20 protein-coding genes and 1 tRNA gene are annotated in these 23,682 nt (G+C 69.0%); 11 read left to right on the forward strand and 10 right to left on the reverse strand.

Annotated elements, in window-relative coordinates; all coding sequences use genetic code 11:
• Positions 1–5: 5 nt before the first annotated feature.
• The 3 genes from Taqua_RS00365 to Taqua_RS00375 form a co-directional block, all read right to left on the reverse strand.
• A complete protein-coding gene (locus tag Taqua_RS00365) occupies positions 6–1,667 on the reverse strand; it encodes a GMC family oxidoreductase N-terminal domain-containing protein (protein WP_144324077.1) in 1,662 nt (553 codons plus the stop codon).
• Positions 1,668–1,776: 109 nt separating this feature from the next.
• Entirely contained in the window at positions 1,777–2,892 is a 1,116-nt protein-coding gene (locus tag Taqua_RS00370) for an acyl-CoA dehydrogenase family protein (protein ID WP_144324078.1), read from the reverse strand.
• A 25-nt stretch (positions 2,893–2,917) separates the two neighbouring features.
• Positions 2,918–4,099 (reverse strand): acyl-CoA dehydrogenase family protein, encoded by a 1,182-nt coding sequence (locus tag Taqua_RS00375; RefSeq protein ID WP_144324079.1) that lies wholly within the window; start codon positions 4,097–4,099, stop codon positions 2,918–2,920.
• A gap of 104 nt (positions 4,100–4,203) precedes the next feature.
• On the opposite strand from Taqua_RS00375, the gene purN reads away from it, so the two are divergent.
• Positions 4,204–4,821 carry a phosphoribosylglycinamide formyltransferase gene (gene purN / locus Taqua_RS00380; RefSeq protein WP_144324080.1) on the forward strand — a complete coding sequence of 206 codons (618 nt, stop codon included), beginning with the start codon at positions 4,204–4,206 and terminating at the stop codon, positions 4,819–4,821.
• 60 nt (positions 4,822–4,881) lie between these two features.
• Here the strand turns inward: purN and Taqua_RS00385 are convergent, their stop codons facing one another.
• On the reverse strand, positions 4,882–5,466 hold the full coding sequence (locus Taqua_RS00385; RefSeq protein ID WP_144324081.1) for a YqaA family protein: 585 nt from the start codon (positions 5,464–5,466) through the stop codon (positions 4,882–4,884).
• Positions 5,467–5,488: 22 nt separating this feature from the next.
• Entirely contained in the window at positions 5,489–7,105 is a 1,617-nt protein-coding gene (locus Taqua_RS00390; protein WP_144324082.1) for a peptide chain release factor 3, read from the reverse strand.
• 63 nt (positions 7,106–7,168) lie between these two features.
• On the opposite strand from Taqua_RS00390, the gene Taqua_RS00395 reads away from it, so the two are divergent.
• Positions 7,169–8,524: an RsmB/NOP family class I SAM-dependent RNA methyltransferase gene (locus Taqua_RS00395; RefSeq protein WP_144324083.1), complete on the forward strand. Its 1,356-nt coding sequence runs from the start codon at positions 7,169–7,171 to the stop codon at positions 8,522–8,524.
• Between the two features lie 14 nt (positions 8,525–8,538).
• Here the strand turns inward: Taqua_RS00395 and Taqua_RS00400 are convergent.
• Positions 8,539–8,627 (reverse strand) — tRNA-Leu (locus Taqua_RS00400).
• A gap of 102 nt (positions 8,628–8,729) precedes the next feature.
• On the opposite strand from Taqua_RS00400, the gene Taqua_RS00405 reads away from it, so the two are divergent.
• A complete protein-coding gene (locus Taqua_RS00405) occupies positions 8,730–9,341 on the forward strand; it encodes a DUF6806 family protein (RefSeq protein WP_144324084.1) in 612 nt (203 codons plus the stop codon).
• A 125-nt stretch (positions 9,342–9,466) separates the two neighbouring features.
• Here Taqua_RS00405 and Taqua_RS00410 read toward each other — a convergent pair whose 3' ends face one another.
• Complete coding sequence (locus Taqua_RS00410; protein ID WP_144324085.1) at positions 9,467–11,017, reverse strand: fumarate hydratase; 1,551 nt, start codon at positions 11,015–11,017, stop codon at positions 9,467–9,469.
• Positions 11,018–11,097: 80 nt separating this feature from the next.
• Positions 11,098–11,703 carry a YqhA family protein gene (locus Taqua_RS00415; protein ID WP_144324086.1) on the reverse strand — a complete coding sequence of 202 codons (606 nt, stop codon included), beginning with the start codon at positions 11,701–11,703 and terminating at the stop codon, positions 11,098–11,100.
• A 172-nt stretch (positions 11,704–11,875) separates the two neighbouring features.
• Here Taqua_RS00415 and acs point away from each other — a divergent pair, with 172 nt between their 5' ends.
• Positions 11,876–13,870: an acetate--CoA ligase gene (gene acs / locus Taqua_RS00420; protein ID WP_144324087.1), complete on the forward strand. Its 1,995-nt coding sequence runs from the start codon at positions 11,876–11,878 to the stop codon at positions 13,868–13,870.
• Positions 13,871–14,011: 141 nt separating this feature from the next.
• Here the strand turns inward: acs and Taqua_RS00425 are convergent, their stop codons facing one another.
• Positions 14,012–14,317: a c-type cytochrome gene (locus Taqua_RS00425; RefSeq protein ID WP_144324088.1), complete on the reverse strand. Its 306-nt coding sequence runs from the start codon at positions 14,315–14,317 to the stop codon at positions 14,012–14,014.
• 157 nt (positions 14,318–14,474) lie between these two features.
• Between Taqua_RS00425 and Taqua_RS00430 the strand changes: the two genes are divergently transcribed.
• On the forward strand, positions 14,475–14,711 hold the full coding sequence (locus Taqua_RS00430; RefSeq protein WP_144324089.1) for a TIGR04438 family Trp-rich protein: 237 nt from the start codon (positions 14,475–14,477) through the stop codon (positions 14,709–14,711).
• Positions 14,712–14,851: 140 nt separating this feature from the next.
• Positions 14,852–16,711 (forward strand): dihydroxy-acid dehydratase, encoded by a 1,860-nt coding sequence (gene ilvD / locus Taqua_RS00435; RefSeq protein WP_144324090.1) that lies wholly within the window; start codon positions 14,852–14,854, stop codon positions 16,709–16,711.
• Between the two features lie 52 nt (positions 16,712–16,763).
• Here the strand turns inward: ilvD and Taqua_RS00440 are convergent, their stop codons facing one another.
• Positions 16,764–16,997 carry a hypothetical protein gene (locus Taqua_RS00440; RefSeq protein WP_144324091.1) on the reverse strand — a complete coding sequence of 78 codons (234 nt, stop codon included), beginning with the start codon at positions 16,995–16,997 and terminating at the stop codon, positions 16,764–16,766.
• 80 nt (positions 16,998–17,077) lie between these two features.
• Here Taqua_RS00440 and lgt point away from each other — a divergent pair, with 80 nt between their 5' ends.
• From lgt to ccoN, 5 genes are all read left to right on the forward strand, one after another.
• A complete protein-coding gene (gene lgt, locus Taqua_RS00445) occupies positions 17,078–17,899 on the forward strand; it encodes a prolipoprotein diacylglyceryl transferase (protein ID WP_144324092.1) in 822 nt (273 codons plus the stop codon).
• Positions 17,886–19,451 (forward strand): malonate--CoA ligase, encoded by a 1,566-nt coding sequence (locus Taqua_RS00450; protein WP_144324093.1) that lies wholly within the window; start codon positions 17,886–17,888, stop codon positions 19,449–19,451. The genes lgt and Taqua_RS00450 overlap by 14 nt, the downstream gene beginning before the upstream one ends.
• A gap of 145 nt (positions 19,452–19,596) precedes the next feature.
• A complete protein-coding gene (locus Taqua_RS00460; protein ID WP_144324094.1) occupies positions 19,597–21,996 on the forward strand; it encodes a heavy metal translocating P-type ATPase in 2,400 nt (799 codons plus the stop codon).
• Positions 21,997–22,023: 27 nt separating this feature from the next.
• Complete coding sequence (ccoS, locus tag Taqua_RS00465; protein WP_132962848.1) at positions 22,024–22,161, forward strand: cbb3-type cytochrome oxidase assembly protein CcoS; 138 nt, start codon at positions 22,024–22,026, stop codon at positions 22,159–22,161.
• A 76-nt stretch (positions 22,162–22,237) separates the two neighbouring features.
• Positions 22,238–23,674, forward strand: coding sequence for a cytochrome-c oxidase, cbb3-type subunit I (ccoN, locus tag Taqua_RS00470; RefSeq protein WP_144324095.1), 1,437 nt, complete (start codon positions 22,238–22,240; stop codon positions 23,672–23,674).
• Positions 23,675–23,682: the final 8 nt, after the last annotated feature.

A 23,682-nucleotide genomic window follows, 5' to 3' on the forward strand; every position in this document is an offset into this window, starting at 1 on the left:
AAGCGTCAGTGTGCCGCAATCGGCGTGCCCACGCCATCCCAGGTGGCCAGGGCTGGTGGGGGCACCGCGGTCATGGCCCGTTCGGCCAATGCGGTGATGGTCAAGCTGGGGTTGACGCCGAGGTTGGCGCCGATGACCGAGCCGTCGACCAGCCACAGGTTGCGCTGCCCAAAAGCGCGCTGCCACGCATCGCACGCCCCCCGCGTGGCGTCGGTGGCCATGACCGCGCCGCCCAGGCAATGCGCCGTCATCGGGATGTGAAACAGCACCTGCGGCAGCGAGGCCATCGGCACGCCCCCGGTGGCCGCGGCGGCGGCACGGGCAAACGCGGTGGCCGCGGGGATGTGGTGCGGCAGCGGGGCCCCGTGGCTGCGCAGCACGTGCCGCCACGGCGCCCACCAAGGGCGCTGCCAGCGCAGCGTCAGCGTGCCGTCCAGCGTTTGCATGCACAGCAAGATCATCGACTCCCGTGCCCAGCCCTTGGGGCGCAGCAGCCGCCAGGTGGCGCGCGGGGCCGTCAGCAGCCCGCGTGCCAGCGCAGTCGCCCAGGCCAGCCGTCCGTCGCCGGGCGCCATCACGGTCGACAGCAGCGCCATGGCGTCGGAGCCGGCAGGGTAACGGGTTGCCTCGATGGTGGTGTGCGGGTCGAGCTGGATCTTCGAGCCGATGGCCACGCCGCGCGACAGGTCCTCGGCGCAGCCCGGCCAGCGTATGCCGATGAGCGATTCGGCGTTGGTGCGCACGTGCTGCCCCAGCGTTGGTGACAGGTGTGGCAGGTCACCGCGTTGGCGCGCGGCCATCAGCAAGGCCTGGGTGCCCAGCGATCCGGCGGCGCACACCACGGCCCGGGCACGCCAGACGCGCGCCCGCCGCCGCCCATCACGGTGTTCGAGCGCGTGCACGGCGTAGCCGTGGCGTCCATCGGGTGCGGGCCCACCGTCGGGGCGCGGCAGTGGCACGATGCGCACCACCTCGGTTTCGGCGTACAGCGTGGCGCCGCGGCGTTGTGCAAGGTGCAGGTAGTTGCGATCCAGCGTGTTCTTGGCGCCCTCGCGGCAGCCCACCATGCAGCCACCGCAGCCGGTGCAGGAGCGGCGCGCCGGTCCCTCACCGCCGAAGTACGGATCGGGGTAGTCGCGGTCGCCGCTCAGGTCGTGGTCATCACCGAAAAAGACCGCCACGCGTGTCGGTTGCCAAGAGTCGCCGACGCCAGCCAGCCGCGCCATCGCGCCCAGCCGCTCGTCGGCCGCCGCCAGGCGCCGGTTGGTGGTGACCCCCAGCATCTGGCTGGCGCGCGCGTAATGCGCCGGCATCACGCGCGCCCAGTCGTCCAGGCCGGCCCAACTGCCGTGCCGCCAGACGTCGTCGGGTGGCACCAGCAGCGTGTTGGCGTAGGTGATCGAGCCACCACCGACGGCGTTGCCGTGCAGCACCACGACGTGGCGCAGCAGCCGCAGGGCGAAAAAACCACGCCAGCCGAGCCCCGGGCGCCACAGCCAACGGCGCCACTGCCAGTTGTCGTGGGGCAGCTCGTGCGGGGGCCAGTGGCGACCCTGCTCCAGCACCACGACGCGGTAGCCTTGTTCGGCCAGCCGCAACGCGCTGACGCTGCCCCCGAAACCGGAGCCGATGACGACAAAATCCGTGTCGTAGGGTTGGCCGCTCATGGCAGGATCATCCGCCCCAGCAGCGCGGCGCCGGTTCAGGGTTTGCCCGTGAACCACGCCGCAGCGTGTCGGCCGGGCGACACGCCACAGGCATGGTTCGGTGCACGGATCACGCCGTCACGCCGGCGGCGTCGGTCATGCGCGCCGCCACCTCGCCCAGGTGGTGCAGCGTGTCGCCGAAGGTGAGCTCCAGCTGGGTCAGGCGCTTGAAGCAGTGGCCGACCAGGTATTCGTCGGTGACGCCGATGCCGCCGTGCAACTGCACCGCCTGCTGGCCAACGTAGCGCATCGACTGGCCCAGTTGCACCTTGGCGCGCGCCAGCGCCTGGCGGCGTTGCGGCTCGGGTGCGCCGAGCTTGAGCGTGGCGTAGTAGGCCATGCTGCGGGCCAGCTCCAGCTGCATTTTCATGTCGGCCACCCGGTGGCGCAGCGCCTGGAAGCTGCCAATGGGAACGCCAAACTGCTTGCGTGTTTGCAGGTATTGCACGGTCAGCGCCAGGGTGCGGTCCATCACACCGACGGCCTCGGCAGCCAGCAGCGCAATGCCCGCGTCCATCAGCCACGCCAGCGCGGCTTCGCCCGCGCGCGTGACGAGCGTGGCGGGGGCGCCGTCGAGCACCAGGTCGGCGCCGCGGCTGCCGTCTTGCAGCGGGTACCCTTGCATGCGCACCCCAGGGGCGCCGCGCTCCACCCACCACAGCGCCAGCGTCCCCTCGTGCACGGCGGGCACCAGCCACGCCGCCGCGTGGTCGCCGGCTGGCACCACGTGTTTGACGCCGTACAGGCGCGCACCGCCTTGGCCGTCGTGGCGCGCTTCGGTGTGGCAACGGTCCCAGCGATGGCGCGCCTGCGCTTCCACGTGCGCCAGCACCACCAGCTCGCCCGCCGCCAGCCGCGGCAGCCACGCCGCTTGCGCCGCGGCGCTGGCGTGGCGCTGCAGCACGGTGCTGGCCAGGTGGGCGTGCGCCAGCGGCTCCAGCAGCAGCGCGGCGCCCAGCGCCTCGTGCACCACCATCGCCTCGACCGGCCCCAGCCCCATGCCGCCGTGGACCTCGGGCACGGTCAGGCCGGGCAGGCCCAGGTCGGTCAGTTCGCGCCAGACACCGGCGTCGAAGCCACCGGCGGCGGCGATGGCGCGGCGCCGCTCGAACGGGTAGCCGCGCTCGGCCCAGCGCTGCACGGCATCGCGCAGCTGCAGCTGCTCGTCGCTGAAATCAAAATCCATGGTCACCTCCGCGGGTTGTTCGGGGTCAGCCCAGCAGCGTCTGGGCCACGATGTTGCGCTGCACCTCGTTGCTGCCGCCGTAGATGGTGGTCTTGCGCAGGTTGAAGTAGCGCGGGGCCAACGGCGCCAGGGCGCTGTCGCCACCGGGGTAGGGGCCATCCCAGCGGCCTTCCAGCGCCGGCTCCAGGTACGGCAGCGTCAGCGGCCCGCCCACCAGCATCATCAGCTCGCTCAAGCGCTGCTGGATTTCGCTGCCGCGGATCTTGAGCAGCGCGGCAATGTCCAGCGCCGGCTTGCCACTCTTTTCGGCGGCCAGCACGCGCAGCACCAGCATCTCCAGCGCCACGATGTCGACCTCCAGCAGCGCGATGGCGTCGCGCAGGCGCAGGTCGTCCCACACCCCGCACTGTTGCGCCAGCCGCTTGAGCCGCTTGAGCTCGCGCTTGGCGCGGTTGACGTCGGCGATGTTGGCGCGCTCGTGGCTCAGCAAGTACTTGGCGTAGGTCCAGCCTTTGTTTTCCTCGCCGATCAGGTTGTCCACCGGCACACGCACGTTGTCGAACCAGACTTCGTTGACCTCGTACTCGCCGTCCAGCAATCGGATCGGCCGCACGGTGATGCCGGGTGAGCGCATGTCGACCAGCAAAAAGCTGATGCCTGTTTGCGGTTTACCCTCGGTGCTGGTGCGCACCAGGCAAAAGATCCAGTCGGCGTGCTGCGCCAGCGTGGTCCAGGTTTTTTGACCGTTGACGACGTAGTGGTCGCCAGCGCGCTCGGCGCGGGTGCGCAGGCTGGCCAGGTCCGAGCCCGACCCGGGCTCGCTGTAGCCCTGGCACCACCACACCTCGCCGCTGGCGATGCCGGGCAAAAAGCGGCGCTGCTGCTCGGGCGTGCCAAAGGCCATGATGACCGGCGCCACCATCACAGGGCCGAACGGCAAGATCGGCGGGGCGCCCGCCTCGGCCAGCGCCTCGTCGAACAGGTGCTGCTGCACCACGCTCCAGCCCGGGCCACCAAACGCGCGTGGCCAGCGGTACGCCAGCCACCCCTGGCGGCCCAGCGTGCGCGCCCAACCCTGAATGTCGTCCTTGCTCAGGCGCAGCCCGCCGAGCACCTTGGCCGCCAGCGCCGGGTCCAGGTGCTCGCGTATCCAGCCGCGCACCTCCTCGCGGAAGGCCAGCTCCTCGGGCGTAAAGGCCAAATCCATACCGGACTCCTTGGTGTTGCGATGCAGCCGCGTTTATGCACGAACGCTCGCACGCTGGCTGTCGGCGGGGTGACAGGCGCGGCCGTTGGTTACACTGCCGGGCCATGACGTCCGCAGGCGCTACTTCCCCACGACCGCTGGTGATCCTGATTTCGGGCACCGGCTCCAACATGCAGGCCATCGTGCGCGCCGCCCAGCAGCGCCGCTGGCGCGAGCGCTACCGGGCCGAGGTGGCCGCGGTCATCAGCAACCGCCCCGACGCCAAGGGCCTGGCGTGGGCGGCCGAGCAGGGCGTGCCCACGGCCGTGGTGGACCACCAGGCCTACCCCAGCCGCGAAGCCTTCGACGACGCGCTGGCGCAGGCCATCGCACGCTTTGACCCCCACGGCCGCGGTCTGGTGATTCTGGCCGGCTTCATGCGCATCCTCACGCCCGGTTTTGTGCAGCACCATGAGGGGCGCATCGTCAACATCCACCCGTCGCTGCTGCCGGCGTTCCCCGGCTTGCACACGCACCGGCGCGCCATCGAGGCCGGCTGCCGCTTTGCCGGTGCCACCGTGCACCTGGTCACGGCCGAGCTGGACCACGGCCCGATCCTGGAGCAGGCGGTCGTGCCGATCCTGCCGGGCGACACGCCTGAGACGCTGGCGGCGCGTGTGCTGACGCAAGAACACCTCATCTACCCGCGCGCGATCGAGCGGTTGCTGGGCGCTGGCGTCTGAAGTCCAGCGCGGCACACGCCGCCGCCCTAACCGGTGACACCGCGGCGATGCGCGCTGCACTCAACGCAGCGCGTACGTCAGCGTCGCGCCGACGGCCACCACGGCCACCACCGCCCAGCCGATGCGGTCGATGTGGCGGCGCAGCAGCGGCTCCATGCGCGCGCCGCCCCAGCGCATCAGCGCGGCCACCAGAAAGAAGCGCGCCCCCCGCCCGACGAGCGAGGCCAGCGTGAACGGCAGCAGGGGCATGGCCAGCGCACCGGCGGCGATCGTGAAGACTTTGTACGGAATAGGCGAAAACCCGGCGATGAACACCGCCCACACTCCCCACGTCTGGAACCAGGTCATCGCCTGCTGGTAGGGGGCCGCGTAACGGCTGGCCAGCAGCCAGGGTTCGATGCTGGCCATGGCCAGCCAGCCGATCAGGTAGCCGGCCAACCCACCCAGCACCGAGGTCCACGTCGTCAGCCACGCCAGCCGCCAGGCCTGCTGCGGGTTGGCCAGCGCCATCGGCGCCAGCATGACGTCGGGCGGTACCGGAAAAAACGACGACTCGGCAAAGCTCAGTGCCGCCAGGTAGCGCGGCGCGTGGCGGTGGCGCGCCCAGCGCAGGGCACGTTCGTACAGGGGGGCAAACAGGCGCATGGTGACGGCGGGTTGGGTGCGGTCAGGCGCTGTGGAACACCAGGCCAGCGTGCTCGCGCATCGCGTGGAAGCGGATCTTGGGCCAGTTGCCTTCCACCGCGCGCAGCGTGGCGGCGTGGTCGAGCAGAATGGCGGGCGCGTCCACGGCATCCCACGCCATGCGGTGGATGTTGGCGTCGATGAAGCGCTTCAGTTCCGCCTCGCCGCCGTTGTCGGGCGGGCAGGTCACCCAGCGTACCACGTGGTAAGGGCTGCCGCTGATGCGCGCCTTGACGCCGTACTCCGTCTCCAGCCGGTGCTGCACCACCTCGAACTGCAGCTGTCCCACCGCACCCAGCAGCAACACCGAGCCGACCATCGGCCGAAACACCTGGATCGCGCCTTCCTCGCCCAGTTGCTGCAGGCCGGCGCGCAACTGCTTGGTGCGCAGCGGGTCGGCCACCTCCACGCTGCGGATGATCTCGGGGGCAAAAAACGGCAGCCCCGTGAACTGCAGCGCCTCGCCCTCGGTGAGCGTGTCGCCCAACTGCAGCAGGCCGTGGTTCGGGATGCCGATGATGTCGCCGGCGTAGGCCTCCTCCAGCAGCTCGCGCCGCTGCGACAGGAACGACACCACCGTGTTGGGCTTGAACTCCTTGCCGGTGCGGGTGATGCGCAGCTTCATGCCGCGCTCGAAGCGGCCGCTGGCCACGCGCACGAAGGCCACGCGGTCGCGGTGCGCAGGGTCCATGTTGGCCTGGATCTTGAACACCACGCCGCTGAACTTGGGCTCGGTCGGCGCCACCTCGCGCTGCAGCGCGGGCTTCGGCCCCGGCGGCGGCGCCAGATCGACCAGCGCGTCCAGCACCTCCTTGACGCCGAAGTTGTTGATCGCCGAGCCGAAGAACATCGGCGTCTGCGTGCCGGCCAGAAACGCCGCGTGCTCGAACGGCGGGGTGGCGCCATCGACCAGCTCCAGCTCGTCCAGCGCCTGCTGCCACTCCAGCCCAAAGCGCTGCGCGATGGCAGGGTTGTCGCGGCCAGCCAAAATCTCCTCGTCGCCGCCGCGGCGGTCTTCGCCGGGCGCAAAGACGCGCATCTGGTCGGCGCGGCGGTCCCACACGCCGTGGAACAGCTTGCCCATGCCGACCGGCCAGGTGAACGGCACCACCGTCATGCCCAGCTCGCGCTCGATCTCGTCCAGCAGATCCAGCGGTGCCTTGACCTCGCGGTCCATCTTGTTGATGAAGGTCAGAATCGGTGTGTTGCGCGCGCGGCAGACCTGCAGCAGCCGCCGCGTCTGCGGCTCCACGCCGTTGCCGGCGTCGATCACCATCAGCGCCGCATCCACGGCGGTCAGCACGCGGTAAGTGTCCTCGCTGAAGTCCTGGTGGCCAGGGGTGTCCAGCAGGTTGATGACGCAGTCGCGGTACTCCATCTGCATGACCGAGCTGGCCACCGAGATGCCGCGCTGCTTTTCGATCTCCATCCAGTCACTGGTGGCGTGCCGCGCGGCCTTGCGCGCCTTGACGCTGCCGGCGATATGGATGGCGCCGGAAAACAGCAGCAGCTTTTCGGTCAGCGTGGTCTTGCCGGCGTCGGGGTGGGAGATGATGGCAAACGTGCGCCGCCGGCGCACTTCGGAAGCAATGTCGGGCATGGGGCGCGATTATCCGGCACGGCGCGTGCGTGGCCAGCGTGTCGGTGGCGCACAATCGCGCCCATGGCACACCGGCACGCCTCACGCCCGACGCGCTCGTCAGCGCCCACGCCACCGCTGGCCTTGGCGGGCACCCTGTTGCAGCGCACCCTGCGGTTTGCTGAGCCGCCCGAGGCGGTGCTGGCGCGCACCCTGAGCGGCGCGAACCGCGTCGGCCAGCGCCTGCGCCACGCGCTGGCCGATGCCCTGTACGGCGCGCTGCGCGCGCTGCCGCAGCTGCACTGGCGTTGGCAGCGCTTGCAGGGTGGCACGCCAGCCCCGCTGGACGTGGCGGCGTTGCGCGACGACGCGCCGGCGTGCCAGGCCCTGATGGCGCTGGCGTGGCCCATCGATGCGGCGCCGTGGCTGGCGCAGGCCGACGCCACGTCGGCCGAGGTGGTGGCCGAATGGCAAGCCCGGGCGCAAGCGGTGTCGCTGGACGACGCCCCCGAGGCGGTGCGCCTGGGGCTGCCCGAGTGGCTGGTGCCGCGCTTGCAGGCGCAGGTGGGTGGGGAGCTGCCGCTGCTGGCGGCGGCGCTGCGGGCCCCGGCGCCGGTGGACCTGCGGGTCAACCTCCTCAAGGCCCGCCCCGCCCAGGCGCGCGAGGCGCTGCAACAGGCGCTGGGCGGCACCGTGTCGACCACCCCGTACGCGCCGCACGGCCTGCGCCTGCCGGGGCGCACCCGGCTGTCGGGCGTGCCTGCTTACGAGCAAGGCTGGGTCGAGGTGCAGGACGAAGGCTCGCAACTGATCGTGGCGCTGGTCGGCGCACGGCGCGGCGAGACGGTGGTGGACTTTTGCGCCGGGGCCGGGGGCAAAACGCTGGCGCTGGGGGCCGAGATGCGCGACAGCGGCCGCCTGTACGCTTTCGACACGGTGGCGCGGCGGCTGCTGGCGCTGCCCGCGCGCCTGGCCCGTGCGGGGCTGACCAACGTGGTCACGATGCAACTGCGCGACGAGCAGGACGAGCGTCTGGAGCGCTTGGCGGGCAAGGTCGACCGTGTGCTGGTGGATGCGCCTTGCACGGGCCTGGGCACGGTGCGGCGTCACCCCGAGCTGCCGTGGCGGCACGACCCCGCCTCGGTGGCGCAACACGCCGCGCTGCAGCAGCGCATCGTGGCGGCCGCCGCACGCCTGGTGCGCCCCGGCGGCAGCCTGGTGTACGCCACCTGCAGCCTGCTGCGCGAAGAAAACGAAGACGTGGCCGCGGCGTTCACCGCCCACCATCCCGACTTTGTCGTGCAACCCGCCGCCGAGCGGCTGGCTGCGGCCCGCGTGCCGCAAGCGCAGGCGCTGGTGCAGGGGCCGTACCTGCGTCTGTGGCCGCACCGCCACGGTTGCGATGGCTTTTTTGCCGCCGTGTGGCAGCGTCGCGGCTGACGGTGGCGCGACCGTGGTGCGGGTGGCGGGACTCGAACCCGCACGGCCCGGTGGGGCCTCAGGATTTTAAGTCCTGTATGTCTACCGATTCCATCACACCCGCGGTGCAGCGCGTCATTGTAGGCGCTGTGCGGGGGCACCCCGCCGCCGGGCGACGACCGCCCCGGGTCGTACAATGCGGCTTTTGACGTGATGGGTGGCGAGCATGAGCCAGGACAACCCGCCTTTTGAGATCCACGTGCACGGCGACGTGCCCCTGCGCGACGACGTGGACTTTCCGCAGATCCAGGAGGCGCTGCGGCCCCTGTGGCAATACGTGGGCGCGCGCTCGCTGGTGGATGCGGCCACCAGCAACTACGAAGAAGAACCCGGCATCCGCTTCGACCCCAAGGCCCATCTGTTGCAGATGTGCTGGACCATCGAGGGCGACGACGACTTTCGTCTGGCCATCGAAGAAGCGTGCATGGGCCTCAACGAAATCAGCGCCATGGGCGCGGCCATCGAGGTGTCGTTCTACGATCTCGAGTTCGACGAAGACGAGGCCGAGCCTGGCACGGAAGCGCGCGACGACTTCCTGATGTGCTTCGTCGGCCCGACCCCGGCGGCCATCATGCAGGTGCAGCGTGACATGCTGGTGCACGACGTCGTGCAGTTGATGGAGCGCCATTTTGACGCCTCCGAGCTAGGGGGCGTCATCCAGGCCATCGATCAGCTGTTTGCCAACCGCTTCGATGCCATGGTCAACTCGCTGCAGTTGGGCAAACCGCCGCGCGGCGGTGGCCATGGCGGGCCGCGCAAGCCGCGCCATTTGCACTGACCCTTGTTGGCACACTGGCCCGGCCCGGTGCGGGCGGCCGTGGCCGCGCACGTGTCGGGCTGCACGTGCCTGCAGCGGCCGCACGCGCCACCACGTGTTCGGGTGGCACCGCAGCCACGTGCGGCTTACGCCGCCGCGATGGCGATGCCCTTGAACTCGCCGCGGGCGATGCGCTGGCGCCACTCGGCCGGGCCGGTTTCGTGCACGCTGGTGCCGGTGGCGTCCACCGCCACCGTGACCGGCATGTCGCGCACCTCGAACTCGTAAATCGCCTCCATGCCCAGGTCCTCAAACGCCACCACGCGCGCGCTCTTGATGGCTTTGGCCACCAGGTAGGCCGCGCCGCCCACCGCTATCAAGTAAGCGCTGCGGTTGTCGCGGATCGCCTCGATCGCCGCCGGCCCGCGCTCGCTTTTGCCGATCATCGCGATCAGGCCGGTTTGCTCCAGCATCATGCGCGTGAACTTGTCCATGCGCGTGGCGGTGGTGGGGCCGGCGGGGCCGACCACCTCGTCGCGCACCGGGTCCACCGGGCCCACGTAGTAAATCACGCGGTTGGTGAAGTCCACCGGCAGCTTCTCGCCCTTGGCCAGCATGTCGGCAATGCGCTTGTGCGCGGCGTCGCGGCCGGTCAGCATCTTGCCGTTCAGCAGCAGCTTGTCGCCCACCTTCCAGGTGGCCACTTCGTCTTTGGTCAGCGTGTCCAGGTTGACCCGGCGCGCGCTCTTCGTGTCGGGGGTCCAGGTGACCGCCGGCCAATCCTCCAGGCGCGGCGGCTCCAGCGTGGCCGGTCCGCTGCCGTCCAGGTGGAAGTGCACATGCCGCGTGGCGGCGCAGTTGGGGATCATCGCCACCGGCAGGCTGGCCGCATGCGTGGGGTAGTCCAGGATCTTGACGTCCACCACCGTGGTCAGGCCGCCCAGCCCTTGCGCGCCAATGCCCAGCGCGTTGACCTTATCGTACAGCTCCAGGCGCAGTTCCTCCACGCGGGTGAGCTTGTCACCCCGGCGTGCGCGGTCGATCAGGTCGTGGATGTCGACCGGCGCCATCAGCGCTTCCTTGGCCATCAGCATGGCTTTTTCGGGCGTGCCACCGATGCCGATGCCCAGGATCCCCGGCGGGCACCAGCCCGCGCCCATCGTCGGCACGGTCTTGAGCACCCACTCGACGATCGAGTCCGACGGGTTGAGCATCACCATCTTGGACTTGTTTTCCGAGCCGCCGCCTTTGGCGGCGCAGATCACCTCGATGCCGTCGCCGGGCACGATTTCGTAGTGCACCACGGCGGGCGTGTTGTCCTTGGTGTTTTTGCGCGCGCCGGCCGGGTCGGCCAGCACCGAGGCGCGCAGCGGGTTGTCGGGGTTGGTGTATGCGCGGCGCACCCCTTCGTTGACCATCTCCTGCACGCTCATCGTGGCGTCGGGCCAGGTCACGTTCATGCCGACCTTCAGGAACACCACGGCGATGCCGGTGTCTTGGCAAATCGGGCGGTGCCCCTCGGCGCTCAGGCGCGAGTTGGTCAGGATTTGCGCGATGGCGTCCTTGGCGGCGGGGCTTTGCTCACGCTCGTACGCCTTGCCCAAAGCCTGGATGTAGTCCAGCGGGTGGTAGTAGCTGATGTACTGGAAGGCGTCGGCGATCGACTGGATCAGGTCTTCCTGGCGAATGGCGGTCATGGTGTGGCTCCAGTGCAGGGCGACGGGTCGGCCGCAGGTCAGGTCCGGCCGGCGGCCTGGTGCGGTGGCTGGCGGCGTGCTCAGTGCGCGCCGTCGTCCTCGTCACCCGGGTGGTGAATCAGTTTTTCGGTCAAGGCAATGGCCAGGGCGCTGAGCAAAAACACCGCGTGGATGACGGTTTGCCACAGCAACACCTTGTCGGTGTAGTTGGCCGCGTTGATGAAGGTTTTCAGCAGGTGGATGCTGGAAATGCCGATGATGGCCGTGGCCAGCTTGACCTTCAACACCCCGGCGTTGACGTGGTTGAGCCACTCGGGCTGGTCGGGGTGGCCTTCCAGGCGCAAGCGGCTGACAAAGGTCTCGAAGCCGCCGACGATGACCATGATCAGCAGGTTGCTGATCATGACCACGTCGATCAGTGCCAGCACCACCAGCATGATGATGGTCTCGTTGAGGCCGTCCAGCGGCGCGCTGGGCACGTAGCCGATGCTGGTGACGAGCTTTTCCAGTGCCACGCGGTTGCCAAACGCCGCCTCGATCAGGTGCACCAGCTCCACCCAGAAGTGGTACACATACACCGTTTGGGCCACGATCAGGCCGATGTACAGTGGCAACTGCAGCCAGCGGCTGGCAAAGATCAGCCGCGGCAGCGGGGCGATGGGTTTGAGGTGCTGGGGAGCTTGCATCGTGGGTCGACGCTGGGGTACAAAATGGACGCCCCATTGTAGTGGCTGGCGGGGCACGCGGCCCGAGGCCCGCTGCGTAAGGGCCTCGTCAGCGCGCAGCGGCACAGTAACCGATCATCAACCGCCCCGCGGTTTGTCCCGTTGTTTGTGTCACCCGAGGAGTAACAACATCATGGCTGAATCGAGCGCTGCCATCGAGTCGATGCTGGTGGAAAACCGCGTATTCGAACCCAACCCGCAACTGGTGGCGCAGGCGCGCGTCAGCGGCATGGACGCCTACCGCGCGTTGTGCGACGAAGCCGAACGGGACTTCGAAGGCTTCTGGGCGCGCCGCGCGCGCGAGCTGCTGCACTGGCACAAGCCCTTCACCCAGGTGCTGGACGAGTCCAACAAACCGTTTTACAAGTGGTTCGCCGACGGTGAGCTCAACGCCTCGTACAACTGCCTGGACCGCCACATGGGCACCCCCGTCGAGAACAAGACGGCCATCGTCTTCGAGGCCGACGACGGGGCGGTCACCCGCGTCACCTACAAGGAACTGCTGGCGCGCGTCAGCCAGTTTGCCAACGCCCTCAAGAGCCTGGGCGTCAAGAAAGGCGACCGCGTCGTCATCTACATGCCCATGACCATCGAGGGCGTGGTGGCAATGCAGGCGTGCGCGCGCATCGGCGCCACGCACAGCGTGGTGTTCGGCGGCTTTTCCGCCAAGGCGCTGCAGGAGCGCATCCAGGACGCTGGTGCGGTGGCCGTCATCACCGCCAACTTCCAAATGCGCGGCGGCAAGGAGCTGCCGCTCAAGGGCATCGTCGACGAAGCCATCGCCTTGGGCGGCTGCGACACCGTGCGCCATGTGGTCGTGTGGCAGCGCACCGCCAGCGCCTGCACCATGGTGGCGGGCCGTGACATCTGGCTGCACGACGCGCTGGACGGCGTCGGCGACGACTGCCCGCCTGAAATCGTCGGCGCCGAGCACCCGCTGTTCGTCCTGTACACCTCCGGCTCCACCGGCAAGCCCAAGGGCGTGCAGCACAGCACCGGCGGCTACCTGCTGTGGGCCAAGCAAACGATGCTGTGGACCTTCGACCTGAAGGGCGACGACATCTTCTGGTGCACGGCCGACATCGGCTGGATCACTGGCCACACCTACGTCGCCTACGGTCCGCTGGCGGCGGGCGCCACGCAGATCGTCTTCGAGGGCGTGCCGACCTACCCCAACGCCGGGCGCTTCTGGCAGATGATCGAGCGCCACAAGGCCACCATTTTTTACACCGCGCCGACCGCGATCCGCTCGCTCATCAAGGCCAGCGACACCGACGACAAGGTCCACCCGAAGAACTGGGACCTGTCCAGCCTGCGCATCCTCGGCTCGGTGGGCGAGCCGATCAACCCCGAGGCGTGGATGTGGTACTACAAGCACGTTGGCGGCGAGCGCTGCCCCATCGTCGACACGTTCTGGCAGACCGAGACCGGCGGCCACATGATCACGCCGCTGCCGGGTGCCACGCCGTTGGTGCCGGGTTCGTGCACGCTGCCGCTGCCGGGCATCTTCGCCGCCATCGTCGATGAGCAGGGCAACGACATGCCCAACGGCCAAGGCGGCATCCTGGTGATCAAAAAGCCGTGGCCGTCGATGATCCGCACCATCTGGGGCGACCCCGAGCGCTTCAAGAAGAGCTACTTCCCCGAAGAGCTCAAGGGCTACTACCTGGCTGGCGACGGCGCCGTGCGCAGCGCCGACCGTGGCTACTTCCGTATCACCGGCCGCATCGACGACGTGCTCAACGTCAGCGGCCACCGCATGGGCACGATGGAGATCGAGTCCGCCTTGGTGGCCAAGACCGACCTGGTGGCTGAGGCCGCGGTGGTGGGTCGTCCTGATGATCTGACTGGCGAGGCGATCGTCGCCTTCGTCGTGCTGAAGCGCCCGTTGCCGCAGGGCGAGGAGGCCAAGCAGATCGCCAACGAGCTGCGCAACTGGGTGGCCAAGGAAATCGGCCCGATCGCCAAGCCCAAGGACATCCGCTTCGGCGAAAACCTGCCGAAGACGCGCTCGGGCAAGATCATGCGCCGCTTGCTGCGTGCCATCGCCAAGGGCGAGGCCATCACGCAAGACGTCTCCACCCTGGAAAACCCGGCCATCCTGGAGCAGTTGGCCAAGGCCAACTGAACCCAGCTCCGCGCCGCCGGCCTCGTCGGGCGGCACCGGGGCGACCCACAAGCAAAAGCCCGCCATGGAGGCGGGCTTTCGTCGTTTAGGCCGGGCAAGGATCTGGCGCGGCGGCGCGTCCCGGGGCCAACGGGGCTCAGATCACTTCAGGCTCAGCACCCACTGGGCCAGCTTCTTGGCTTCCGCGGCGCTGACCTGCGGGTTGGCCGGCATCGGGATCGCGCCCCACACGCCCGAGCCGCCTTTTTGGATCTTGGTGGCCAGCATGTCGACCGCCTTGGCATCGCCGGCGTATTTCTTGGCGACGTCCTTGTACGCGGGGCCGACGAGCTTTTTGTCGGTGGCGTGGCAGGCCATGCAGTTCTTGGCCTTGGCCAGGGCTTCGTCGGCCAGGGCGGGGCCGGCCACGGCAGCGGTGGCGGCGAGGATCAGCAGTGCGCGCTTCATGGTGTGTTCCTCCAGGAGGGTTGACGGACGGTGTTCCGTGCCATTCTAGCCTCGCCACCATACGGCACAATGCATGTTTACACCTTGTTGCAACGGATACTGAACGGGCGTAGGCGGTCGGTTGGACGGGCCCGGCGTGGTTTGGGAGAGAGATGCCATGGCGCTGCTTGTGTTGGGTTTGGTCCTGGTGACGCTGAAGCTGCTGGCGTGGCCGCCGGTGGCCGACTGGGGCTGGACCTGGGTGCTGGCGCCGTTTGCGCTGGCGGCGTTGTGGTGGTGGTGGGCCGACTGGTCCGGCTACACGCGGCGCAAGGCCATGGAAAAGGAAGAGGCCCGCAAAGCCGCCCGTTTGGCCAAGGCCCGCAGCCAGCTGCGGCCGCCCAGTCAGCGTTGACCATGTTGGCCCGCAGCGTGCGCGGGTGCTGTTACCATCGTCGGGACGGTGCGGCGTACCTGCCAGCGCAGCCGATGCTTGCTCTCGCGGCGTGCGAGCCTGCACCCTGTCGTAGACCCCACCTCATCACCGCAAGCACCATGCCCACCTACCGTTCCCGCACCACCACGCACGGCCGCAACATGGCTGGCGCGCGCGCCTTGTGGCGCGCCACCGGCATGAAGGACGGCGACTTCGACAAACCCATCATCGCGGTGGCCAACAGCTTCACGCAGTTCGTGCCGGGTCACGTGCACCTGAAGGACCTAGGTCAACTGGTGGCGCGCGAAATCGAAGCCGCCGGTGGGGTGGCCAAGGAGTTCAACACCATCGCGGTGGACGACGGCATCGCCATGGGGCACGATGGCATGTTGTACTCGCTGCCCAGCCGCGAGCTGATCGCCGACAGCGTCGAGTACATGGTCAACGCGCACTGCGCGGATGCGTTGGTGTGCATCTCCAACTGCGACAAGATCACGCCCGGCATGCTGATGGCCGCGATGCGGCTCAACATCCCGGTGGTGTTCGTCTCCGGCGGCCCCATGGAGGCCGGCAAGGTGCGCCTGGCCGTGCCCGGCGAGCAGGCGGTGCAGATCAAAAAGCTCGACCTGGTCGACGCCATGGTCATGGCCGCCGACCCGCACGTGGACGACGCCACGGTGGCCGAGGTCGAGCGCTCGGCCTGCCCGACCTGCGGTTCGTGCTCGGGCATGTTCACCGCCAACTCGATGAACTGCCTGACCGAAGCGCTGGGCCTGAGCCTGCCGGGCAACGGCACGCTGCTGGCCACGCACGCCGACCGCGAGCAATTGTTCCGTCGCGCCGGGCGGTTGATCGTCGAGTTGGCGCGGCGCTACTACGAGCAGGGTGACGCGTCGGTGCTGCCGCGTGCGGTGGGCTTCAAGGCGTTCGAAAACGCCATGGCGCTGGACATTGCGATGGGCGGCTCCACCAACACCATCCTGCACCTGCTGGCGGTGGCTCAGGAAGCGGGCATTCCCTTCACGATGGCCGACATCGACCGCCTGTCGCGTCAAATTCCGCAGCTGTGCAAGGTGGCGCCCAACACCAACAAGTACCACATCGAAGACGTGCACCGCGCCGGCGGCATCATGGGCATCCTGGGCGAGCTTGCGCGCGCCGGCAAGCTGCACCTGGATGTGCCGACCGTGCACAGCCCGACGCTGGGCGACGCGCTGCGCCAGTGGGACATCATGCAAACCCCCTCGGAAGAGGTGCGTACTTTCTACCGCGCTGGGCCAGCGGGCATCCCGACGCAGCAGCCGTTCAGCCAGGATACGCGTTGGCCGTCGCTGGATGATGACCGTCGCCAGGGCTGCATCCGTTCGGTCGAGCACGCGTACTCCGCCGAAGGGGGCTTGGCGGTGCTGTACGGTAACCTCGCCCCCAACGGTTGCGTGGTCAAAACCGCCGGCGTCGATGAAAGCATCCTGGTCTTTGAAGGGGTTGCGCATGTGGTCGAATCGCAGGACGAAGCGGTCGAGCACATCCTGGGCGACCGCGTCAAGCCAGGCGAGGTGGTGGTCGTGCGCTACGAAGGGCCGCGTGGTGGCCCCGGCATGCAGGAAATGCTGTACCCGACCTCGTACCTGAAGTCCAAGGGGTTGGGCAAGGTGTGCGCGCTGCTGACCGACGGGCGCTTTTCCGGCGGTACCTCGGGCCTGTCGATTGGTCACGTGTCGCCGGAAGCGGCGGCGGGCGGTCCGATTGGTCTGGTCCGTGACGGCGACCGCATCCGCATCGACATCCCCAACCGCCGCATCGACGTGCTGGTCAGCGACGAAGAACTGGCGCGCCGCCGCGCCGAGCAAGACCGGCTGGGCTGGAAGCCGGCCAAGCCGCGCGCGCGCAAGGTCTCGGCCGCGCTGCGTGCGTACGCGCTGCTTGCGCAAAGCGCCGACAAGGGCGCGGTGCGCGACCTGTCGCGTTTCGAGGGGTGAAGCGCGCGGGCGCTGCCTGGGATCCGTTGCGCGTGTGCCGCTGACCGCTGGGTCAGCCACCGAGTCGTCTGCGTGTCCATGCGGCACGCAGCGCGACGGACAGCACCAGCACCTCTTCCTGCCTCAGATCTGGGAGATGCTCCCGCAACCGCAATGGAACCTGCCGGTCCAGGGCGTGGCCATTGAGACCTTGCCCGGGGTCGAGCAACGGTGTGCACAAGACAAACGCCTCGTCGAAAATGGCACGCAAGCGCGTGTTGTGCCGTCGTTCGGTGCCGGGGTGCATGCTCTCCTCCGTCTGCCCGTTGAGTGGGTACGCGGCAGCCATCATACGACGGCGGCGCCGCGATGGGTTAGCATCGCGCCATGCTGATCCACCCTGAGTTTGATCCCGTCGCGCTGCGCGTCGGGCCGCTGGCGGTGCACTGGTATGGGCTGATGTACCTGGCCGGGTTCGTGGCGTTCGTCCTGCTGGGGCGGTGGCGCTTGCAACACGAGCCGTACCGCAGCCTGGGCTGGCAGCCGCGCGACGTCGAGGACATGCTGTTCTGGGGCGTGCTGGGCGTCATCCTGGGCGGGCGGCTCGGCTATGTGTTGTTCTACAAGCCGGATGTGTACCTGGCCGAGCCCTGGCGGGTGTTCGCCGTGTGGGAAGGTGGCATGAGCTTCCACGGCGGCCTGCTGGGCGTGCTGCTGGCCATGGCGTGGTGGGCGCGGCGTCAGCGGCGCCCGTGGCTGCAGGTGATGGATTTTGTGGCGCCCTGCGTGCCGGTGGGGCTGGCGCTGGGTCGCATCGGCAACTTCATCAACGGCGAGCTTTGGGGGCGGCCGGCGCCGCCCGAACTGCCCTGGGCGATGGTGTTTCCCGAGGCGGGGCCGCTGCCGCGCCACCCGTCGCAGCTGTACCAGTTCGCGCTGGAAGGCGTGCTGCTGTTCGTGCTGCTGTGGCTGTACGCGCGCCGGCCGCGGCGCACAGGGCAGGTGTCGGCTGCGTTTTTGCTGGGTTACGGCGCGACGCGTTTTGTGGCCGAGTATTTCCGTGAGCCTGACGCGCACCTGGGCCTGCTGTCGCTGGGCCTGAGCATGGGCCAGTGGCTGAGCCTGCCGATGGTGCTGGCCGGGCTGGCCCTGGGTTGGTGGGCTCAGCGTCGCCCCGCAAGCCAAGAGAACGACCATGCCCGAGCCTGACGTGCGCAACCTGTACGCGGCGCTGCGTGCCGCGTTTCCTGCCGACTTGGACCGCACCGCGATCGAGACCGACACCGGGCTGCACTACACCTGGCGCGACCTGGAGCGCGGCAGCGCCATGATCGCGCAGGAGTTGCTGAGCCGCGGGTTGCAGCCGGGCGAGCGCGTCGTGGCGCAGGTGGACAAATCGGTCGAGGCGTTGATGCTGTACCTGGCCGTGCTGCGCGCGGGGCTGGTGTACGTGCCGCTCAACACCGCCTACCCGGACGCCGAGGTCGAATACTTCGTGCGCGACGCCGAGCCGGCCGCGGTGGTGTGCGTACCGCAACGTTTTGGCCGCATCAGCGCACTGGCGTTTGCGGCCGGGGCGCGCTTCGTGTACACGCTGGGCGCCGACCGCAGCGGCACGCTGCTGCAGCGCGCCGCGCACCGCCCGGACCAGCACGATCCGGCGCCGGTGGGGCTGGACGCGCTGGCGTCGATCATCTACACCAGCGGCACCACCGGGCGCAGCAAGGGGGCCATGTTGACGCACGGCAACCTGCTGGCCAACGCGCGGGTGCTGCACGGCTACTGGGGCTGGCGGCCCGACGACGTGCTGATCCACGTGCTGCCGATCTTTCACGTGCACGGGCTGTTCGTGGCCGTGCACGGGGCGCTGCTGAGCGGCAGCCCGATGCTGTGGGCGGCCAAATTCGACCCCACCACCGTGCTGCGCTGGCTGCCGCGCGCCACCGTCTTCATGGGGGTGCCAACGCTGTACAGCCGGCTGCTGGCCGAGCCCGAGCTCACCGCGCAGCGCTGCGCCTCGATGCGTCTGTTCATCTCGGGCTCGGCCCCGCTGCTGATCGACACCTTCACCCAGTGGCAGCAGCGCACCGGGCACACCATCCTGGAGCGCTACGGCATGAGCGAAACCATCATGCTGACCTCCAACCCTTACCGGCCCGATCCGCGCTTCGGGCACCAGGACGAACGTCGCGGCGGTACGGTGGGCTTTCCCTTGCCCGGGGTCGAGGTGCGCATCGCCGACGCGCACGACCAACCGCTGCCGGTGGGCGAGGTGGGAGGCGTGCAGGTGCGTGGCCCCAGCGTGTTCGCCGGCTACTGGCGCATGCCCGACAAAACCCGCGCCGAATTCACCGCCGACGGCTGGTTTCGCACCGGCGACGTCGGGCTGTTCGACACGCGCGGTTACCTGACGCTGGTGGGGCGCAGCAAGGACCTGATCATCAGCGGTGGCTACAACGTCTACCCGGCCGAGGTCGAAGGTGCGATCAACGAGCTGCCCGGTGTGGCCGAGAGCGCGGTGATCGGCGTGCCGCACCCCGACTTTGGCGAGGTCGGCGTGGCGCTGGTGGTGCCGCGCGCTGGCGCGCCGCTGGACCCCGAGGCGATCCTGGCCGCGCTGCGCCAGCGCCTGGCCAACTACAAAATCCCCAAACGCTGCGCCATCGTGGCGGAGCTGCCACGCAACACCATGGGCAAGGTGCAAAAAAACGTGCTGCGCCAGCAGTGGCGCGACACCTTCATCGCCCAGCCGGGCGGCTGAGGAGGCCGTCAGCGCAGCACCCACACCGGCGTGTGCGCGTGTGTCAGCGCCTGCCGCACCTCGCCGCCCAACAGCAACCTTTTCAGGCCGCGGTGCTTTGACTTGGGTCAAGCCCCCGTGCGCCGCGATCGGTTAAGGTGACACGATGCCGACGTCTGCCTCCAACGACCTGCAACCCGCGCCGCCTCAACGGCCGCTGGGGGCGAGCGCGCTGTGGACGGGACACCGTGGCCCGCTGCAGGTGGACGACGACTTCACCGTGCTGGACGACCCGCTGGAGCAGCAAGACTTCACGGTCGTGCATGACGAGGGCGCGCAGCGGGTGTGCGAGTCCACCCTGGTCGTGCAAGGCATGTACTGCGCCGCGTGCGCCGACACCGTGGAGACCGCGTTGGCCGGGCGGTCCGGTGTGCTGGACGCCCAAGTGCACGCCGCCACGCGGCGTCTGACGCTGCGCTGGGACCCGGCACGCGCGCGCCTGTCGGAGCTGGCCGCTGCGGTGGGCCGTGCGGGCTACCGGCTGCTGCCGATGCAGCAAGCCTGGGCGGTGAGCCAGCGCACGCGCGAGACGCGCACGATGCTGTGGCGGCTGTTCGTGGCCGGCTTTTGCATGATGCAGGTGATGATGTACACGTGGCCCGAGTACGTCACCGAGCCGGGGCAAATCCCGCCCGACATCGTGCAGCTGTTGCGTTGGGCCTCGTGGGTGCTGAGTGTGCCGGTGCTGCTGTTTGCCAGCGGACCGTTTTTTGCTAGCGCCTGGCGCGACCTGCGCCTGCGGCGCATCGGCATGGACGTGCCGGTGGCGCTGGGCATCCTGATCACCTTCGTGGTGAGCACCTTGGCCACGTTCGACCCCGCCGGGCCGTGGGGGCACGACATTTGGTACGACTCGCTGACGATGTTCGTATTTTTCCTGCTCGGCGGGCGCTACCTGGAGCACAAGCTGCGCGACCGCACCGCGGGGGCGCTGGACGTGTTGATGAACCGGCTGCCCGAGCGCGTGCAGCGCGAGCGCCCCGATGGCACGCTGGAGCCCGTCTCGATCAAGCGGCTGCAGCCGGGCGATGTGGTGTGGGTGCACGCGGGGCAAGCGTTCCCGGGCGACGGCGAGGTGCTGAGCGACGCCGCCACCGTGGACGAGGCGTTGCTGACCGGTGAATCGCACCCGGTGACGCGGCGCCGCGGCGAGCAGGTCGTCGCGGGCAGCCACAACCTGGCCGGCAGCGTGCGCGTGCGGCTGCAGCGCGTGGGGCGCGAGACCCGTTTTGCCCAGATCGTGGCGCTGATGGAGCAGGCCAGCACCGACAAGCCGCGGCTGGCGCGGCTGGCCGATCGCATCGCGGCACCGTTTTTGGCCGCGGTGCTGATCGCGGCGGGGTTGGCCGCGCTGTACTGGTGGCCGCTGGACCCCAGTCGGGCCTTGGCGGTGGCGGTGGCGGTGCTGATCGTCACCTGCCCGTGCGCGTTGTCGCTGGCCACGCCGGCGGCCATGCTGGCCGCAGCCGGCGCCTTGGCGCGCCGCGGGGTGCTGACACGCCGCCTGCAGGCGCTGGAGGCTTTGGCGACCATCGACACCGTCGTGTTCGACAAGACCGGCACGCTGACGCAGGACCGTGTCGTCGTGCGCCAGGTGTGGACGCGCGACGGCATTGCGCCCGAGCAGGCCCTGCAAGCGGCGGCGGCGCTGGCCCGGGTGTCGCTGCACCCGGTGTCGCGGGCCATCGTCGGCGCGGCGGGGCCGATGGACAACACGCCGCACCTTGCGGTGCAGGAAGTGCCCGGCCGCGGCCTCGTGGCCACCGACGATGCCGGCCGCACCTGGCGGCTGGGTTCGCCGGCCCACTGCGGCCTCGACGCCGCCGCCAGCGCGGGGCAGGGCGTGCGCTTGCCCGCCGACGCACCGTGCGCGTGCCTGTGCGACGAGCAAGGCTGGATGGCCACCTTCGTGCTGGACGAAGGCATCCGGCCCGAAGCGCGCGCGGCCATCGAGGCGCTGCGCGCGCTGGGGCTGCGCGTGCGGCTGCTGTCGGGTGACCGCGCCGGGGCGGCGGCCCGGGTGGCGGCGGCGCTGGGCATCGACGACGTCGTCGCCGACGCCAGCCCGGAGGCCAAGCTGGCCGCCCTGCAACGCTGGCAGCAAGCGGGCGAACGGGTGGCGATGGTCGGCGACGGGCTCAACGATGGCCCGGTGTTGGCGCGCGCCGACGTCGCGTTTGCGCTTGGGCACGGCGCGCCGCTGACGCAGACGCGCGCCGATTTCGTCGTGCAAAGTGGTCGGTTGACCGAGGTCGTGCAGGTGGTGCGGCTGGCGCGCGACACGCTGAAGGTGGTGCGCCAAAACCTGGCCTGGGCCGCCGCCTACAACCTGTTGGCGGTGCCGCTGGCGGTGGCTGGTTACATGCCGCCCTGGGCGGCGGGGCTTGGCATGGCGGCCAGTTCGTTGGTCGTCATCGGCAACGCGATGCGGCTGGGCGGCTGGCGCGGTGGTGCCGCACCTGGGCGCGACGCGCTGGCGGCGGCGCCCGCGCCCGCGGCCGGTTGAACCTTGCGCAGCAAGGAGAGTGTGGCGATGGAGATTTTGTACTTGCTGATCCCGCTGTCGGTGGTGCTGGTGCTGCTGATCATTGGGGTGTTCTGGTGGGCGCTGCAGTCCGGCCAGTTCGACAACATCGAGCGCGAGGGCGAGCGCATCCTCAAGCACGATTGACATAAGTCAAGGGCGGCGGACGGCCGTTTGGCCATACTGCACCCCGGGTAGGTTTTTGCACAACAGGAGCGTCTCTATGTCTGCAACCACGGCGGCCCCTGCGACGGGGGTCTATAACGACAAGGTCGTGAGGCAGTTCGCCATCATGACCGTGGTGTGGGGCATCGTCGGCTTTCTGGTCGGCGTCATCATTGCCGCACAACTGGCGTGGCCGGAGCTCAACTTCGGCATCGAGTACCTGACGTACAGCCGGCTGCGCCCGCTGCACACCAGCGCGGTGATTTTTGCTTTCGGCGGCTCGGGCCTGTTCGCCACTGCCTATTACGTGGTGCAGCGTACCTGTCAGACGCAATTGTTTGCGCCGGCACTGGCCTCGTTCACGTTCTGGGGCTGGCAGGCCGTCATCGTGCTGGCGGCGATCACCTATCCGCTGGGCTACACCCAGGGCCGTGAATACGCCGAACTGATCTGGCCGATCGACCTGCTGGTGGCCGTGGTGTGGGTGGCGTTCGCCATCGTCTTTTTCGGTACGGTGGGCACGCGCAAGGTCAAGCACATCTATGTGGCCAACTGGTTCTACGGCGCCTTCATCATCGCCGTGGCGATGCTGCACATCGTCAACAACATCCAGATCCCGACCAGCCTGACGCACTCGTACTCGGTGTATGCCGGTGTGCAGGACGCCATGGTGCAGTGGTGGTACGGCCACAATGCGGTGGGCTTCTTCCTGACCGCGGGCTTCCTGGGCATGATGTACTACTTCATCCCCAAGCAGGCCGAGCGACCGGTGTACTCCTACCGGCTGTCGATCGTGCACTTCTGGGCGCTGATCTTCACCTACATGTGGGCGGGTCCGCACCACCTGCACTACACCGCGCTGCCGGACTGGGCGCAGTCGCTGGGCATGGTGTTCTCGCTCATTCTGCTGGCGCCGTCGTGGGGCGGCATGATCAACGGCATCATGACGCTGTCGGGCGCCTGGCACAAGCTGCGTGACGACCCGATCCTGCGCTTCCTGATCGTGTCGCTGTCGTTCTACGGCATGTCCACGTTCGAAGGGCCGATGATGTCGATCAAGACCGTCAACGCCCTGAGCCACTACACCGACTGGACCATCGGCCACGTGCACTCCGGCGCGCTGGGCTGGGTCGGCTTGGTGACCATGGGCTCGCTGTACTACCTGATCCCGCGCCTCTTCGGTCAGACCAAGATGTACAGCGTCAAGGCCATCGAGCTGCACTTCTGGATCGCCACCGTGGGCATCGTGCTGTACATCGCCGCGATGTGGATTGCCGGCGTCATGCAAGGCCTGATGTGGCGCGCGGTCAACCCGGACGGCTCGTTGACCTACACCTTCGTCGAGTCGGTCAAGGCGTCGTACCCATTCTACGTGATCCGTTTGCTGGGCGGTCTGTTGTACCTGGGCGGTATGTTGGTGATGGCGTGGAACGTCTGGAAGACCGCGCAGCAAGGCAAGGTCGTCCCGGTGGCCATCCCAGCGCCCGCGCACTGAACGTTTGA

The sequence above is a fragment of the Tepidimonas aquatica genome (assembly GCF_007556585.1).
GTDB classification, from domain to species: domain Bacteria; phylum Pseudomonadota; class Gammaproteobacteria; order Burkholderiales; family Burkholderiaceae_C; genus Tepidimonas; species Tepidimonas aquatica.

Excerpts from the sequence above, each read along its gene's own strand:
- Taqua_RS00430 (WP_144324089.1), top strand. The coding sequence starts at position 14,475 with ATGGCGCTGCTTGTGTTGGGTTTGGTCCTGGTGACGCTGAAGCTGCTG.
- lgt (WP_144324092.1), top strand. The coding sequence starts at position 17,078 with ATGCTGATCCACCCTGAGTTTGATCCCGTCGCGCTGCGCGTCGGGCCG.
- Taqua_RS00375 (WP_144324079.1), bottom strand. The coding sequence starts at position 4,099 with ATGGATTTGGCCTTTACGCCCGAGGAGCTGGCCTTCCGCGAGGAGGTG.
- ilvD (WP_144324090.1), top strand. The coding sequence starts at position 14,852 with ATGCCCACCTACCGTTCCCGCACCACCACGCACGGCCGCAACATGGCT.
- Taqua_RS00390 (WP_144324082.1), bottom strand. The coding sequence starts at position 7,105 with ATGCCCGACATTGCTTCCGAAGTGCGCCGGCGGCGCACGTTTGCCATC.
- Taqua_RS00405 (WP_144324084.1), top strand. The coding sequence starts at position 8,730 with ATGAGCCAGGACAACCCGCCTTTTGAGATCCACGTGCACGGCGACGTG.
- Taqua_RS00410 (WP_144324085.1), bottom strand. The coding sequence starts at position 11,017 with ATGACCGCCATTCGCCAGGAAGACCTGATCCAGTCGATCGCCGACGCC.
- Taqua_RS00425 (WP_144324088.1), bottom strand. The coding sequence starts at position 14,317 with ATGAAGCGCGCACTGCTGATCCTCGCCGCCACCGCTGCCGTGGCCGGC.
- Taqua_RS00370 (WP_144324078.1), bottom strand. The coding sequence starts at position 2,892 with ATGGATTTTGATTTCAGCGACGAGCAGCTGCAGCTGCGCGATGCCGTG.
- ccoN (WP_144324095.1), top strand. The coding sequence starts at position 22,238 with ATGTCTGCAACCACGGCGGCCCCTGCGACGGGGGTCTATAACGACAAG.
- Taqua_RS00460 (WP_144324094.1), top strand. The coding sequence starts at position 19,597 with ATGCCGACGTCTGCCTCCAACGACCTGCAACCCGCGCCGCCTCAACGG.
- Taqua_RS00365 (WP_144324077.1), bottom strand. The coding sequence starts at position 1,667 with ATGAGCGGCCAACCCTACGACACGGATTTTGTCGTCATCGGCTCCGGT.
- Taqua_RS00440 (WP_144324091.1), bottom strand. The coding sequence starts at position 16,997 with ATGCACCCCGGCACCGAACGACGGCACAACACGCGCTTGCGTGCCATT.
- ccoS (WP_132962848.1), top strand. The coding sequence starts at position 22,024 with ATGGAGATTTTGTACTTGCTGATCCCGCTGTCGGTGGTGCTGGTGCTG.
- purN (WP_144324080.1), top strand. The coding sequence starts at position 4,204 with ATGACGTCCGCAGGCGCTACTTCCCCACGACCGCTGGTGATCCTGATT.
- acs (WP_144324087.1), top strand. The coding sequence starts at position 11,876 with ATGGCTGAATCGAGCGCTGCCATCGAGTCGATGCTGGTGGAAAACCGC.
- Taqua_RS00450 (WP_144324093.1), top strand. The coding sequence starts at position 17,886 with ATGCCCGAGCCTGACGTGCGCAACCTGTACGCGGCGCTGCGTGCCGCG.
- Taqua_RS00415 (WP_144324086.1), bottom strand. The coding sequence starts at position 11,703 with ATGCAAGCTCCCCAGCACCTCAAACCCATCGCCCCGCTGCCGCGGCTG.
- Taqua_RS00385 (WP_144324081.1), bottom strand. The coding sequence starts at position 5,466 with ATGCGCCTGTTTGCCCCCCTGTACGAACGTGCCCTGCGCTGGGCGCGC.
- Taqua_RS00395 (WP_144324083.1), top strand. The coding sequence starts at position 7,169 with ATGGCACACCGGCACGCCTCACGCCCGACGCGCTCGTCAGCGCCCACG.